This window comes from Variovorax sp. YR634 (assembly GCF_900106655.1).
Classification (GTDB): domain Bacteria; phylum Pseudomonadota; class Gammaproteobacteria; order Burkholderiales; family Burkholderiaceae_C; genus Variovorax.
The window spans coordinates 162,231-175,294 of sequence record NZ_FNOL01000006.1; the positions used below are offsets into that span (position 1 = coordinate 162,231).

Below are 13,064 nucleotides of genomic sequence, written 5' to 3' on the forward strand. Positions count from 1 at the left end.
GGGAGGGCGTCTCAGGCGTGGCCGACGAAGGTCTTGCCCTCGTCCAGCGTGTAGGTGGGCGTGTAGTCGCTGTCGAGGTTGTGCGTGTGGATGTGCTCGCCGGCCTCTACGGCCAGGCGCAGGCTGCCGATGACGGCGCCGTACTTCAGCACCTTCTCGCCGGCCGCGATGGCATGGCGCGCGAGCTTGTGGCCCAGGCCGATTTCTTTCGGCAGGGTCACGGCACCGTCTTCGAGCTGCACGGACGTGCCGGCGGCAAGGCGGGTGCAGGCGATCAGGCAGTTGTCGCCGGGCGAGAGCAGCACCAGCCGGGCGTCGATGGATTGCGGGTTCGACATCCGGCGCTCAGAACTTGCGGTACTTCAGGTAGGCCTCTTGCGGGTCGGTGCCCGCGAGGATGGCGGTGCGCACGAGGTTCTCGCGGCCCATCATGTGTTCGGCCTCGGTAACGATCGCCTCGGCCTGCGCGAGCGGCAGGCAGATCACGCCATCGGTGTCGGCCAGCAGCAGGTCGCCGGGGTTCACCGTGACATCGCCGATGCGCACCGGCACGTCCATCGCGTCTGGCAGCCAGTAGCCGACGATGTCGCGCGGCGTGAAGTAGCGGTGCCACACCTGGAAGCCCTGCTGCAGGATGAATTCGGCATCGCGTACGCCGCCGTCGGCGATCACGCCCAGCACGCCCTTGCGGCCCAGCGTCTCGGCCGAGAGCTCGCCCATGTGCGACACCGTCGAGTCGTTCGGCTGGATCACGGCGATGTGGCCGGGCTTGGCACGCGAGAGAAAGCCGGTCCACGCCATCAGCGTCTCGTGCGGATCGGCCGTCGGGTCGACGCGGCCGTTCACCGTGAAGGCCGGCCCGCACATCTTCTGGCCGGCGATCAGCGGGCGCAGCGTGGGCGGCAGCGTGAAGTCGCGCAGGCCCGCGGCGCGCATCACGTCGTGGAGGATGCCCGTGTAGCAGGCTTGCAGGCGGGTGAGCAGCGAGGAGGGTGCTTGGGCCATGGGTGAATCTCGTTTTCTTAGGTAAAACTACTTTTCACAGATGAGGTTAGCAGCAGGCCTTCGAATGGAAGCTGGGGTTTGCGCCAATTCAAGGGTATTCACCAATGATTGAGCGACTGATCCCGGGTTTTTGAGGGGATGCAAAGGCTTGCGGGTCGCGTATATTTGATTTCATCAGTGAAATTGATATTTCACATATGCGCCGACACTCACTCAAAGGACATTGCCAATGACTTCTCGCGTTCAGGGAAAGAACATCCTCGTCACCGCTGCCGGCAAGGGCATCGGCCGCGCCAGCGCACTGGCGCTGGCGCGCGAAGGCGCCGCCGTATGGGCCACCGACGTGGACGAAGCCGCGCTGGCCGAACTCGCCGCGCTGGCCCGCGAAGAAGGCCTGTCGGGTCTGAAGACCGCCACGCTCAACGTGCGCGACAGCGCCGCGCTACAGGCCTTCGCGCAGACCGCGGGGCGGCTCGACGTGCTCTTCAACTGCGCCGGCTTCGTGCACAGCGGCAACATCCTGGCCTGCGAGGAAGCCGACTGGGACTTCAGCATGGACCTCAATGTGAAGTCGATGTACCGCACCATCCGCACCTTCCTGCCGGCGATGCTGGAGCGCGGCGGCTCGATCATCAACATGGCCTCGGCCGCGTCGAGCGTGAAGGGCGTGCCGAACCGCTTCGTCTATGGCGCCTCGAAGGCCGCGGTCATCGGGCTGACCAAGGCGGTGGCCGCCGACTTCATCCAGCAGGGCGTGCGCTGCAATGCCATCTGCCCGGGCACGGTCGAATCGCCCTCGCTGCGCGACCGGATCGCGGCCCAGGCCGAGCAGGCCGGCGCCGACGAAGCCGCGGTGCGCGCCGCCTTCGTGGCGCGCCAGCCGCTCGGGCGCGTCGGCAAACCGGAAGAAATTGCTGCGCTGGTGGTGTACCTGGCTTCCGACGAATCGGCCTTCACCACCGGCGCGATCCATATGATCGACGGTGGATGGTCGAATTGAGCAGGGAACAATGAAGCAAGCACCAGCGCCGGAAGAACTACAGAGCCAGGAAGAGGCCGCGCCCGAAGGGGAGGGCGCGCTGCGCTACGCCGCGCCGGCGCTCGAGAAGGGGCTGGACATCCTGGAGGCGCTGGCCGACAGCGCCACCGGCTACACGCTGAACGAACTGGCGCAGAAGGTCGGGCGCAAGGTCAGTGAGATCTTCCGCATGGCGGTGACGCTGCAGCGGCGCGGCTATGTGCAGGTCGACGAGAACGACCGCTACACGCTCACACTGCGCATGTTCGAACTGGCGCATCGCCAGCAACCGCTGAAAAGCCTGGTGAGTGCGGCGCTGCCGCTGCTGCGCGAGCTGGCCAACCGGGCGCGCCAGTCGTGCCACCTCACCATGTACCAGGGCGGGCGCGTGGTGGTCATCGCGCAGGTCGAGAGCCCCGAGCGTTGGTCGTTCGGGCTCAAGGTGGGGGTGGTGATGGGGCTGACGGATACGTCGTCAGGCCACGTGCTGCTGGCCTTCCGCGACGAGATCGACCGCGCCCGCATGCTGCGCGCCCACATCGGCGTGGAGGGCGAGCTCGACATGGACCCGGGCGAGCTCTTCGCCATCCTGCAGGAGGTGCGCGAGCGCGGCTACTCGGCCATGCCGAGCAAGCAGACGCGCGGCATCACCAACATCGCGTTCCCGGTGATGGGGGCGGCCGACCACGTGATCGCGTCGATCAACGTGCCGTACATCGAGCGCATCGACCAGAAGTCGGCGCCGGACGTGGTGCAGGTGCGCGGCATCGTCGGCAACATCTCCGCGCGCCTGTCGGCGCTGATGGGGGCCAGCGGCTACAACGACAACGAGTAGCGCCCGGCCCCGGGTGCTGCCGCTCAGTTGGCTTCGGGCGAGTCGTCGAGCGACGGCATCTCGCTCTTGTGCGCGACGATGTCGCGCACGTTCTTCTGCACGGCCACAGCGCCGAACAGGCTCAACAGGAAGGCCATGGCGTAGAAGCCCTTTTCGCTCGCGGCCAGCGTGGCGTTGAAGAGGCCGACGGCCAGCAGCGCCACCGACAGCAGCAGCGAGATCCAGCACAGGCCGTAGTAGATGCCGGTGACGGCGGTGCCTTCGAGGCGGTCGCGCACGGTCTTCTGCAGCGACACGGCGGCGAACAGGCCGTACATCAGGATGGTGAAGTAGTAGCCCTTCTCGTTGAGCTGCATGGAGGCGTTCCACAGCCCGATCAGGTAGACGATGGCGCCGATGAGCAGCGCGGCCCAGGATGCGGCGACGAATGCCGCGGTCGGTTTCTGGAATTTGACGGCCATGAAGTCCTCCTCGTGTGGTTGGTGCGCGATTATGGTGTGGGGCGCCGATGGCATGATCCGCGGCAGGCCGCCGGATTGCACGGCAAGCAGTCGAGCAGAGCGGCCGTCAATCAACGGAGGAGTTTTTCCATGTCATCCGACCCCGTCGGCCAGCCGTCTCTCGTTCGCACCGGCGCCAAGGCCGGCTTGTCTTTCGCCGGTTCCGTGATCAAGGGCGGCCTGCTCGGCGTCATCCTGGGCGGCGGCGTTTTCTTCTTCTATCTGAGCCAGTTGCAGGGGCCGGGCAACACGGCTGCGCGTGCCGGTGGAGCCGGAGCCATCGTCGCGCTCATCACCTCGCCGCCGCTGCTGGTGGCGGTCCTGCTGCTGCTGTTCGTGGTCGTCTACGTGATGCTGGGCGTGCAGCAAGGGCGCGCGCGTGCGATGCAGCATCTGGTCGCGGCGCGTGGCGAGGCCGTGTCGCAGCGGCTCGGCGGTGCGATTGCCGGGCGCATCGAAGCGATGCCGCGCGCCCACGGCACTTTGCAACGCGCGGCCGACTGGCTGTCGGTCGATGCCTTGAGCAAGCAGCTCGCACCGGTGCTGGGTGAAGGCAAGGCGGTGCGTTCGGTGGTGGGCTTCGTGCTCAACAGGCTACCGCTGAGCGAGATGCTGGCCGAATGGCAGCAAAGTCGCGCGGAGCATGGCGAGCCGGTGGCAGGCGAGGGCGCTGTGCAAGACCCGGCGCTGCGCGCGCTGCTCACGCGCCGCATCCACGAGACGCTGCAGGACATGGCGACGCCTTCGCGCAAGCCGCTGTACATCGCGCTGGGCGCGCACGCGGCCCTGCTGGGCGTCGGGCTCTGGCTGGTGAACTGACTGAAGAGGCGTGGCGCTCAGAGCGCCAGCATCAGCTTCAGGTTCTGCACCGCGGCGCCGCTGGCGCCCTTGCCGAGGTTGTCGAGGCGGGCAATCACCACGGCATGGCGATGGTCCTCGTTGGGGAACACGCGGATCTCGAGTTCGTTGGTGTCGTTGAGCGCCAGTGCTTCGAGCTTGCCGTCCTCGGTGGGCGGCAGCACCTTCACGAATTTCTCGGGCGTGTTGCTGCGCGCGTAGTGCGCGGCCAGCGCATCTTGCAGGTCGCCGGCCTTCGGCTTGCCGGGCAGCAGGTCGAGATGCAGCGGCAGCTGCACCAGCATGCCCTGCTTGAAATTGCCCACCGACGGAATGAAGACCGGCCGGCGGGTGAGGCCGGTGTAGGTCATGATTTCGGGAATGTGCTTGTGCTTCAGGCCCAGGGCGTAGATCTCGTACGGCGGCGCTTCGCCTTTTTCGTAGGCCTCGATCATGGTCCGGCCGCCGCCCGAATAGCCGCTCACGGAGGGCAGCGAAACGGGGAAGTCGACCGGCAGGATGCCCGCGTCGACCAGCGGGCGCACCATGGCGATGGCGCCGGTGGCGTAGCAGCCGGGGTTGCCGACGCGCTCGGCCTTGGCCACGGCCTGCCAGTGGCCTTCGGTGAGTTCAGGGAAGCCGAACACCCAGCCGGGGGCGATGCGGTGTGCCGTGGAGGCGTCGATGATCTTGGGCTTCTTGCCGGGCAACTGGTCGATCAGCGCGACCGATTCGCGCGCCGCGTCGTCGTGCAGGCACAGCACCACCAGGTCGACGCCGGCCATCAGTTCGCGCTTGGCGTTCACGTCTTTTCGCAGCTCGGGCGCGATGCTCACGAGTTCGATCTGCGGCATCGCCTGGAGCCGTTCGCGAATCTGCAGGCCGGTGGTGCCGGCTTCGCCGTCGATGAAAACCTTGGCCATGATGGAGGGTGCCCCGGGTAACTAGAAGAAAGTACGTATTGCCCGCAACCCCACGTACAGTATTGGTGCGGCGCACCATGATACAGTCCGCGGTTGTTCGCCGCCCCCGGCCGTCAGGCCGCCGTCGCCCGCGAGCAACAGAGCAGAAACACTCTCACCCAGATCTCCCGTTCTCAACCTCCTCCTTCCGAGAGACATCCCTCATGAAGATTCACGAGTACCAAGGCAAGGAAATCCTTGCCAAGTTCGGCGTGCCGGTGCCGCGCGGCATCCCGGCCTATACGGTTCAGGAGGCGGTGGAAGCCGCCCAGAAACTTGGAGGCCCGGTCTGGGTCGTCAAGGCCCAGATTCACGCGGGTGGCCGCGGCAAGGGCGGTGGCGTCAAGGTCGCCAAGTCCATCGAAGATGTCAAGAAGCTCGCCGGCGAAATCCTCGGCATGCAGCTCAAGACGCACCAGACCGGCCCCGAAGGCCAGAAGGTCCGCCGCCTCTACATCGAAGACGGCGCCGACATCAACAAGGAATACTACGTCTCGGCCGTGACCGACCGCGCCACCCAGAAGGTGGCCTTCATCGCTTCGAGCGAAGGCGGCATGGACATCGAGGAAGTGGCTCACTCCTCGCCCGAGAAGATCATCACGGTGTTCGCAGACCCCGAAAAGGGCCTGACCGACGAACAGGCCAAGCAGATCGCCGACGGCATCGGCATGCCGGCCGATTCGACCGCGCAAACGGTCGACATCCTCAAGAAGCTCTACACCTGCTACATGGAGACGGACGCCTCGCTGGTCGAGATCAACCCGCTCAACCGTGACAGCAAGGGCAACGTCATGGCGCTGGACGCCAAGTTCAACTTCGACAGCAACGCGCTGTTCCGCCACCCCGAAATCGTGGCCCTGCGCGACCTCGACGAAGAAGACGCAGCCGAAGTCGAAGCCTCCAAGTTCGACCTCGCCTACATCTCGCTGGACGGCAACATCGGCTGCCTGGTGAACGGTGCCGGCCTGGCCATGGCCACCATGGACACCATCAAGCTGTTCGGCGGCGAGCCGGCCAACTTCCTGGACGTGGGCGGCGGTGCCACCCCCGAGAAGGTCACGGAAGCCTTCAAGATCATGCTGAAGAACAAAAACGTCGAGGCCATCCTCGTCAACATCTTCGGCGGCATCATGAAGTGCGACACCATCGCCACCGGCGTGATCGCAGCCTGCAAGGCCGTGAACCTGCAAGTGCCGCTGGTCGTTCGCATGAAGGGCACCAACGAAGTCGAAGGCAAGAAGCTGCTGGCCGATTCGGGCCTGCCGATCATCAGCGCCGACACCATGGCGGAAGCGGCCCAGAAGGTCGTGGCAGCAGTCAAGAAGGCCTAAGGAACAAGTCATGTCGATCTACATCAACAAAGACACCAAAGTCATCACGCAAGGCATCACCGGCAAGACCGGCCAGTTCCACACCGAGAAGTGCCAGGAATACGCGAACGGCAAGAACGCCTTCGTGGCGGGCGTGAACCCGAAGAAGGCCGGCGAGTCGATCTTCAACATCCCGATCTTCGGTTCGGTGAAGGAAGCCGCTTCGCAAACCGGCGCCACCGTGTCGGTGATCTACGTGCCGCCGGCAGGCGCCGCGGCCGCCATCTGGGAAGCCGTCGAAGCCGACCTGGACCTGGCGATCTGCATCACCGAAGGCATCCCGGTTCGCGACATGCTCGAAGTGCGCAACAAGATGAAGGCCAAGGAAGCCGCCGGCGGCAAGAAGACCCTGCTGCTGGGCCCGAACTGCCCCGGCCTGATCACGCCCGACGAAATCAAGATCGGCATCATGCCCGGCCACATCCACCGCAAGGGCCGCATCGGCGTGGTCTCGCGCTCGGGTACGCTGACGTACGAAGCCGTGGCTCAACTGACCGAAATCGGCCTGGGCCAATCGTCGGCAGTCGGCATTGGCGGCGACCCGATCAACGGCCTGAAGCACATCGACGTGATGAAAGCCTTCAACGACGACCCGGACACCGACGCCGTCATCATGATCGGCGAAATCGGCGGCCCGGACGAGGCTGACGCAGCCCGCTGGTGCAAGGAACACATGAAGAAGCCGGTCGTCGGCTTCATCGCCGGTGTCACCGCCCCTCCCGGCAAGCGCATGGGCCACGCCGGCGCGCTGATCTCGGGCGGCGCCGACACGGCTGATGCCAAGCTCGCCATCATGGAAGAATGCGGCTTCACCGTGACGCGCAACTTCTCGGAACTGGCCAAGCTGCTCAAGGCGCAGCTCTAAAACGGAAAACGGCAGCAACATGCCGTAGGACCACGCAGAAACAAAGAAGCGCCCGCACTGGATTGCGGGCGCTTTTTTCAATAAAACACAGTGGGATCAGAGACATGGAAATTCTTCAAAGCACAGACTTCTGGTTAGGTCTGCTCAAGATCGTCTGGATCAACATCATCCTGTCGGGAGACAACGCGGTGGTGATTGCCATGGCGGCGCGTTCGTTGCCGCCTGCGCAGCAGAAAAAGGCCGTGCTCTTCGGCTCGGGCGCGGCCGTGGTGCTGCGCATCGTGCTCACGGTGGTGGCAGCCAAGCTGCTCGCCCTGCCTTACCTGCAGATCATCGGCGGCCTGCTGCTGCTGTGGATCGGCCTGCAGCTGCTGAGCGAGGACGACGAGGGCGAGGGCGAATCCAAGGAATACGGCAGCATGATGGCGGCCGTGCGCACCATCCTGCTGGCTGACCTGGTGATGAGCCTGGACAACGTGATTGCCGTCGCGGCCGCCGCGCAGGGCAGCATGGTCCTGCTGGTCCTCGGCTTGGCAATCAGCATCCCCTTGGTGATTTTCGGCAGCACGCTCATGATCAAGCTCATGGAACGCTTCCCGATCATCGTCATGCTGGGCGCCGCGCTGATCGGCTGGGTTGGTGGCGAAACCATCGTGCAGGACGCGGTGCTGCGCGACACGCTGGCGGCCAACCCCTGGTTGCACTACGCGGCGGCTGCTGCTGGTGCGTTGCTCGTCGTGGCCGGTGGCCGCTTGTTGCAACGGCGCGCACGCGCCGCTGCGCACTGAGTTTTCAAGAAGTCGGCACTGACAAACCATGGCGAGTGTCGGCGTTTCCCTGTTCTCCACCCGCCCTCCGCTGACCTGGGAATTCGCCGCCCTGACTGACGTCGGGCGGACGCGGGCCCATAACGAGGACGCCGTGCACGTGGACTCCGCCCTGGGGTTGGCCTTGCTGGCCGACGGCATGGGCGGCTACAAGGGCGGCGAAGTGGCGAGCGCGATGGCTGTCTCGCTGATGCACGCCAGCTTCGGCCGGTGGTTCGCCCAGGCCGGGATGCAGGCGCCGACCCGCGTGATCCGGCGGGCGCTGCAGGCGGCCACGGACGAGGCCAACAGCTCGATCCTGCACGCCGGCATGACCAATCACGAACTACAGGGCATGGGAACGACGCTGGTGCTCGCGGCATTCCGGCCGCAGCGCGTGCTGGTCGGCCACATCGGCGATTCGCGGTGCTACCGGGTGCGCAACAACAAGCTGGAGCTGCTCACCCGCGACCACTCGCTGCGCCAGCAGCAGCTCGACGCCGGCGCCATCACCGCCGAGGAAGCCCTGAATTCGCCCACCCGCAACCTCGTGACGCGCGCCGTGGGCGTGGAGGCCCAAGTCTTGCTGGAGATGCACGAACACAGCGCAAGACCGGGCGATCTCTATATGCTTTGCTCCGACGGGCTCAGCGAGATGGTTTCGGATGAGCAGCTTTTCACGCTTCTAGGACACGATGTCGGGCTTCAGAAAAAAGCATCACTTTTGGTTTCAATTGCCAATGACAATGGTGGACGGGACAACATATCGGTTGTCCTTGCCAGCGCGAGCGTTGCAGAAGCGCCTCGCACGGCCAAGTAGCAGGCCCTGGCGGCAATCCGCCAATGTGCTTGCCGTCATTCAAGCTCTGGATTCGGGGAGTCGGCAATGCCGAAGATGATCATCTCGGTCGATGGCGTTGTCATCGGGCAAGTGGCGCTTGCCAAGGAACGCACGACGCTGGGACGCCGTGCCTACAACGACATCGTGATCGACAATCTGGCGGTCAGCGGCGAGCATGCCGTGCTGCACATGAGCGGTGGCGAAGTCGAAATTGAAGATCTCAACAGCACCAACGGCACCTACGTCAATGCGCTCGCCATCCAGAAGCAGGCGCTCAAGGACAACGATGTCATCGAGGTCGGGGGCTGCCGCATCCATTTCCGCGCGCGCAGCAATCTGCCCATTGGCACCGGCTCGGTCCGCTCCCCGTCGGCCGAGTACCCCTCGGGGTCCATGCCGCTGTCGTCGGCGCCAACGGAATCCGGCGCCTTGGTCGAGCTCGGCATTCCGTTGCTGCGCGTGCTCTCCGGCGCCAACGAGGGGCAGGACGTGGCCCTGCAGAAGGTCGTCACCACCATCGGCAAGCCCGGTGTCGCGGTGGCTGTGGTCACGCGCCGCCGACAGGGCTACGTGGCTGCGGGCGTCGAAGGCAACGTCACGCTCAACGGCCTGCAGCTCGGCGCCGAGGCGGTTGCGCTGCAGGAGCGCGACGTGCTCGAGCTGGGTGGCGCCACGCGCATGCAGTTCGTGCGCATCTGAGCCGCCTTTTCTTCCGGCCTGCCGCGGCAACGTCCGCACGGACGCCGCGCCGTGAGGGAACTGCGGCGGCACTGGCCGCGCATCGCCATCACCTTGCTGCCCGTGCTGCTGGCGCTGGCGCACGCCACCGGCGCCTGGCCGCTGACCGCGATCGAGCGCCTTGACCGGCTGATCTACGACATCCGCCTGCGCGCCACCATGCCGGGCACGCCCGATGCGCGGGTCGTGATCGTCGATGTCGACGACGCCAGCCTGGCGCGCCAGGGCCAATGGCCCTGGGCACGCGACAAGATCGCCCGCCTCACCACGGAGCTGATGACCCGCCAGCAGGCGGCCGTGCTCGGCTTCGACGTCATGTTTCTCGAGCCGGACCGCAGCTCGGGCCTCGACAGGCTGCGGGAGATGGCGAGCGGGCCGTTGAGCAACGTGCCGGGCCTGTCCGCCGAGGTCGAGCGACTGGCGCCTGGCCTCGACCATGACGCCACCTTCGCCGCGGCGCTGAGTGGCCGGCGCGTGGCGCTGGGCTATTACTTCACGCGGACCGAGGCGCCGAGTGCCAAGGGACAGCTGCCTGCTGCCCCCTTGCTGCCAGCCGGGGCCTTCCCCTCCGGCGGGATCTACGCAACGACCTGGAACGGCTTCGGTGCCAGCCTGCCGGCACTGGCGCAGGCCGCGCCAATGGCGGGTTTCCTGAATACGCTGGTCGGTGCCAACGGCGACGGCGTCATTCGCAGCGTGCCGCTCATCGCCCGCTACGAGGGCGACAAGGCGCAGCCGGGTTACTACGAGTCGCTGGGGCTCGCCGTCTACCGCCTCGCAAACGGATCGCCGCCCGTGCAGCCGGCCTTTGCGCCCGGAGGAGGCGCCGCGCCGCAGCTCGAATCGCTGAGAGTGGGCCGCCTGCGAATCCCGGTCGACGGCACGGGCAGCATGCAAGTGCCGTTTCGCGGCCCAGGCGGCGCGGACGGAGGATCGTTCCGCTACGTGCCTGCAGCGGACGTGCTCGAAGGCCGGCTCGGACCGGGCGAATTGAAGGACAAGATCGTGCTCCTGGGCGCCACGGCCCCGGGGCTGCAGGATCTGCGTGCCACACCCGTCGAGGCTGCGTTTCCGGGGGTGGAAGTGCATGCCAACGTCGTCTCCGCCCTGCTCGACCATCGCCTGCTCAGCGTGCCCGATTACGCGGTGGGCTACGAAGTGCTGCTGGTCGCCGTGACGGGGCTCGTGCTGGCCTTCGGGCTGTCGTTGCTGTCGGCGCCGCGCGCCCTGCTGCTGGCCGCAGGGACGATCGCCGCGCTGATCGGTCTCAACACCTGGTTGTACGTGAGCCACAGGCTCGTGCTGCCCCTGGCGTCGGCGCTGACGATGACGGCGCTTGCCTTCGTGTTCAACATGAGCTGGGGCTACTTCGTCGAATCGCGCGCGCGGCGCGGCCTGGTGCGGCTCTTCGGCACCTACGTGCCGCCCCAACTCGTCAACGAAATGATGGAGCACCCCGGCCGCTACAGCATGCGCGCCGAGAGCAAGCCCATGACCGTGATGTTCTGCGACATGCGCGACTTCACCCGCCTGTCGGAGCAGATGGCGCCGGCCGAACTGCAGGCCTTTCTCAACACTGTTTTCAGCCGACTCACCAACGTGATCAGCGCGCACCGCGGCACTATCGACAAGTACATGGGCGACTGCGTCATGGCCTTCTGGGGCGCACCCATCGACACACCCGACCACGCCACCCTCGCTGTGCGGGCCGCGCTCGACATGGCCGACGCCGTGCACGACATCAACCGCATTCACCGCGCCAGCGGCCGGCCCGAGATCAGCGTGGGCATCGGCATCAACAGCGGCCTGATGAGCGTGGGCGACATGGGCTCCGCCGCGCGCCGCAGCTATACCGTGGTCGGCGACGCGGTCAACCTCGCGTCCCGCCTCGAGGGCCTGAGCGGACACTACGGCGTGCAAGTCGTGGCCAGCGGCGCGACATGCGAGCTGGCGCCCGACTACATCTGGCAGGAACTCGACAGCGTTCGCGTCAAGGGAAAGGCACAAGCCGTTGCCGTTTTCACGCCCCTGGCCGTGCGCACGCCCGAGGCGGTGGCGCAGACCCGGCAACTGCTCGGCCGCTGGAGCGAAGTGCTCGCGGCCTACCGACGGCAGGACTGGGCGATGGGCCGAAACTTGCTGGCCCCCCTGCTCGCCGCGGATGCCAAAAAAGTCCTTTACCAGCTCTATGCCCAGCGTTTAGCCTCGATGGCGTTGCGACCGCAAGACCCGGATTGGGATGGCGCAACCCGGTTCGAAACCAAATGACGACAGACACACACAAGGGGTCTCTCACAATGCAGGTTCGTGTGCTGGGTTGCTCAGGCGCCATCGCCAAAGACTGCCGCACCACCTCTTTCCTGGTCGACACGGACCTGCTCGTCGATGCGGGCACGGGCGTCGGAGATCTCACGCTCGAAGAAATGGTCTGCATCGACGATGTCGTGCTCACCCACAGTCATCTCGACCACATCGCAGCGCTCCCCTTGATGCTCGACGCCGTCGGCAGCCGCCGCAAGCGGCCGCTGCGCGTGCATGCGCTGAGGGCCACCATCGATGCGCTGCGGGCGCATGTGTTCAACAACGTCATCTGGCCGGATTTCGAGAGTATTCCCAGCATCGAGGCGCCGTTCGTGAGCTTTCACGTCATTGCCGTCGGGCAAATGCTGCCGCTGGGTAGCCGTGAGCCCAAGCTGGTCGAGGTGCTGCCTGCGGTTCATACCGTGCCGGCGTGCGGCTTTGCCGTGCGGCGGGCCGAAGGCGGTGCCCACTGGGTGTTCAGCGGGGATACCGAGCGCAACGCGCCCTTCTGGGAACGTGTGAATGCGCTCGACGTCGCGATGCTGGTGATCGAAACAGCCTTCAGCAGCCGCGAGCAGGCGCTGGCCGAGCGCAGCCTGCATCTGTCGCCCGCTGTGCTGGCCGACGAGCTGGCGCACATCGGGCCGGGGAAGCAGTACCCGATCTACATCACCCACACCAAGCCCACCGAAACCGACGAGATCATGAGCCAGATCGAGGCGCTGATGGATGAGCAGGTGGCGGGGCTGGCGCAGCGGGATATTCGCTGGCTGAAGGCGGATGGGATCCTGATTTGCTGATGGCGAGTGATGCGTTGGCATGACAAATTTGTCACCAAGCGTGGCATCTTGAAGCAACTTGTGTCACATGTCGTAACGACAATGTGATCAAAGTTGACGTGTTCGGTCAGCAGGAAGCTCTGGGGATGGGTGGCACAGATGCTGCGGAAGGTACCTCGCTCCGGGCAGGTTCCCGGGCGTAACAAC

General features: G+C 65.8%; 14 protein-coding genes. 10 read left to right on the plus strand and 4 right to left on the minus strand.

All coding sequences use genetic code 11. The annotated features are described in order from the left end of the window. Positions 1-11 precede the first annotated feature (11 nt). On the minus strand, positions 12-338 hold the full coding sequence (locus BLV60_RS13510) for a UxaA family hydrolase (RefSeq protein ID WP_093055220.1): 327 nt from the start codon (positions 336-338) through the stop codon (positions 12-14). Positions 339-345: 7 nt separating this feature from the next. Continuing rightward, the gene (locus BLV60_RS13515) at positions 346-1,005 is read right to left on the minus strand and encodes an RraA family protein (RefSeq protein WP_093055222.1); all 660 of its coding nucleotides are present in this window, start codon (positions 1,003-1,005) and stop codon (positions 346-348) included. A 229-nt stretch (positions 1,006-1,234) separates the two neighbouring features. Between BLV60_RS13515 and BLV60_RS13520 the strand changes: the two genes are divergently transcribed. Both BLV60_RS13520 and BLV60_RS13525 read left to right on the plus strand, forming a co-directional pair. After that, a complete protein-coding gene (locus BLV60_RS13520) occupies positions 1,235-2,005 on the plus strand; it encodes an SDR family oxidoreductase (RefSeq protein WP_093055224.1) in 771 nt (256 codons plus the stop codon). 10 nt (positions 2,006-2,015) lie between these two features. Then, positions 2,016-2,858, plus strand: coding sequence for an IclR family transcriptional regulator (locus BLV60_RS13525; protein WP_093055225.1), 843 nt, complete (start codon positions 2,016-2,018; stop codon positions 2,856-2,858). Positions 2,859-2,881: 23 nt separating this feature from the next. On the opposite strand, the gene yiaA is transcribed toward BLV60_RS13525, so the two are convergent. After that, positions 2,882-3,319, minus strand: coding sequence for an inner membrane protein YiaA (yiaA, locus tag BLV60_RS13530; protein WP_093055227.1), 438 nt, complete (start codon positions 3,317-3,319; stop codon positions 2,882-2,884). Between the two features lie 129 nt (positions 3,320-3,448). Between yiaA and BLV60_RS13535 the strand changes: the two genes are divergently transcribed. Continuing rightward, the gene (locus BLV60_RS13535) at positions 3,449-4,177 is read left to right on the plus strand and encodes a hypothetical protein (protein WP_093055229.1); all 729 of its coding nucleotides are present in this window, start codon (positions 3,449-3,451) and stop codon (positions 4,175-4,177) included. Positions 4,178-4,194: 17 nt separating this feature from the next. On the opposite strand, the gene argC is transcribed toward BLV60_RS13535, so the two are convergent. Then, positions 4,195-5,118: an N-acetyl-gamma-glutamyl-phosphate reductase gene (gene argC / locus BLV60_RS13540; RefSeq protein ID WP_093055231.1), complete on the minus strand. Its 924-nt coding sequence runs from the start codon at positions 5,116-5,118 to the stop codon at positions 4,195-4,197. Between the two features lie 203 nt (positions 5,119-5,321). Here argC and sucC point away from each other — a divergent pair, with 203 nt between their 5' ends. The 7 genes from sucC to BLV60_RS13575 all read left to right on the plus strand — a co-directional run bounded on the left by sucC (position 5,322) and on the right by BLV60_RS13575 (position 12,878). Beyond that, on the plus strand, positions 5,322-6,488 hold the full coding sequence (gene sucC / locus BLV60_RS13545; RefSeq protein ID WP_042577345.1) for an ADP-forming succinate--CoA ligase subunit beta: 1,167 nt from the start codon (positions 5,322-5,324) through the stop codon (positions 6,486-6,488). A gap of 10 nt (positions 6,489-6,498) precedes the next feature. Then, on the plus strand, positions 6,499-7,392 hold the full coding sequence (sucD, locus tag BLV60_RS13550) for a succinate--CoA ligase subunit alpha (RefSeq protein WP_007828710.1): 894 nt from the start codon (positions 6,499-6,501) through the stop codon (positions 7,390-7,392). Positions 7,393-7,496: 104 nt separating this feature from the next. Then, positions 7,497-8,180 (plus strand): TerC family protein, encoded by a 684-nt coding sequence (locus BLV60_RS13555; protein ID WP_093055233.1) that lies wholly within the window; start codon positions 7,497-7,499, stop codon positions 8,178-8,180. Between the two features lie 28 nt (positions 8,181-8,208). Then, entirely contained in the window at positions 8,209-9,018 is an 810-nt protein-coding gene (locus BLV60_RS13560) for a Stp1/IreP family PP2C-type Ser/Thr phosphatase (RefSeq protein WP_093055235.1), read from the plus strand. A gap of 66 nt (positions 9,019-9,084) precedes the next feature. Next, positions 9,085-9,738, plus strand: coding sequence for an FHA domain-containing protein (locus tag BLV60_RS13565; protein WP_093055237.1), 654 nt, complete (start codon positions 9,085-9,087; stop codon positions 9,736-9,738). A 51-nt stretch (positions 9,739-9,789) separates the two neighbouring features. Then, complete coding sequence (locus BLV60_RS13570; RefSeq protein ID WP_093055239.1) at positions 9,790-12,045, plus strand: CHASE2 domain-containing protein; 2,256 nt, start codon at positions 9,790-9,792, stop codon at positions 12,043-12,045. A gap of 29 nt (positions 12,046-12,074) precedes the next feature. Beyond that, entirely contained in the window at positions 12,075-12,878 is an 804-nt protein-coding gene (locus BLV60_RS13575) for a 3',5'-cyclic-nucleotide phosphodiesterase (RefSeq protein WP_093055241.1), read from the plus strand. Positions 12,879-13,064 lie beyond the last annotated feature (186 nt).

Bases quoted from the DNA above. Each gene is read 5' to 3' on its own strand.
- BLV60_RS13515 (WP_093055222.1), bottom strand. From the start codon at position 1,005: ATGGCCCAAGCACCCTCCTCGCTGCTCACCCGCCTGCAAGCCTGCTAC.
- BLV60_RS13555 (WP_093055233.1), top strand. From the start codon at position 7,497: ATGGAAATTCTTCAAAGCACAGACTTCTGGTTAGGTCTGCTCAAGATC.
- BLV60_RS13575 (WP_093055241.1), top strand. From the start codon at position 12,075: ATGCAGGTTCGTGTGCTGGGTTGCTCAGGCGCCATCGCCAAAGACTGC.
- BLV60_RS13535 (WP_093055229.1), top strand. From the start codon at position 3,449: ATGTCATCCGACCCCGTCGGCCAGCCGTCTCTCGTTCGCACCGGCGCC.
- BLV60_RS13560 (WP_093055235.1), top strand. From the start codon at position 8,209: ATGGCGAGTGTCGGCGTTTCCCTGTTCTCCACCCGCCCTCCGCTGACC.
- BLV60_RS13525 (WP_093055225.1), top strand. From the start codon at position 2,016: ATGAAGCAAGCACCAGCGCCGGAAGAACTACAGAGCCAGGAAGAGGCC.
- yiaA (WP_093055227.1), bottom strand. From the start codon at position 3,319: ATGGCCGTCAAATTCCAGAAACCGACCGCGGCATTCGTCGCCGCATCC.
- BLV60_RS13565 (WP_093055237.1), top strand. From the start codon at position 9,085: ATGCCGAAGATGATCATCTCGGTCGATGGCGTTGTCATCGGGCAAGTG.
- BLV60_RS13520 (WP_093055224.1), top strand. From the start codon at position 1,235: ATGACTTCTCGCGTTCAGGGAAAGAACATCCTCGTCACCGCTGCCGGC.
- argC (WP_093055231.1), bottom strand. From the start codon at position 5,118: ATGGCCAAGGTTTTCATCGACGGCGAAGCCGGCACCACCGGCCTGCAG.
- sucC (WP_042577345.1), top strand. From the start codon at position 5,322: ATGAAGATTCACGAGTACCAAGGCAAGGAAATCCTTGCCAAGTTCGGC.
- sucD (WP_007828710.1), top strand. From the start codon at position 6,499: ATGTCGATCTACATCAACAAAGACACCAAAGTCATCACGCAAGGCATC.
- BLV60_RS13510 (WP_093055220.1), bottom strand. From the start codon at position 338: ATGTCGAACCCGCAATCCATCGACGCCCGGCTGGTGCTGCTCTCGCCC.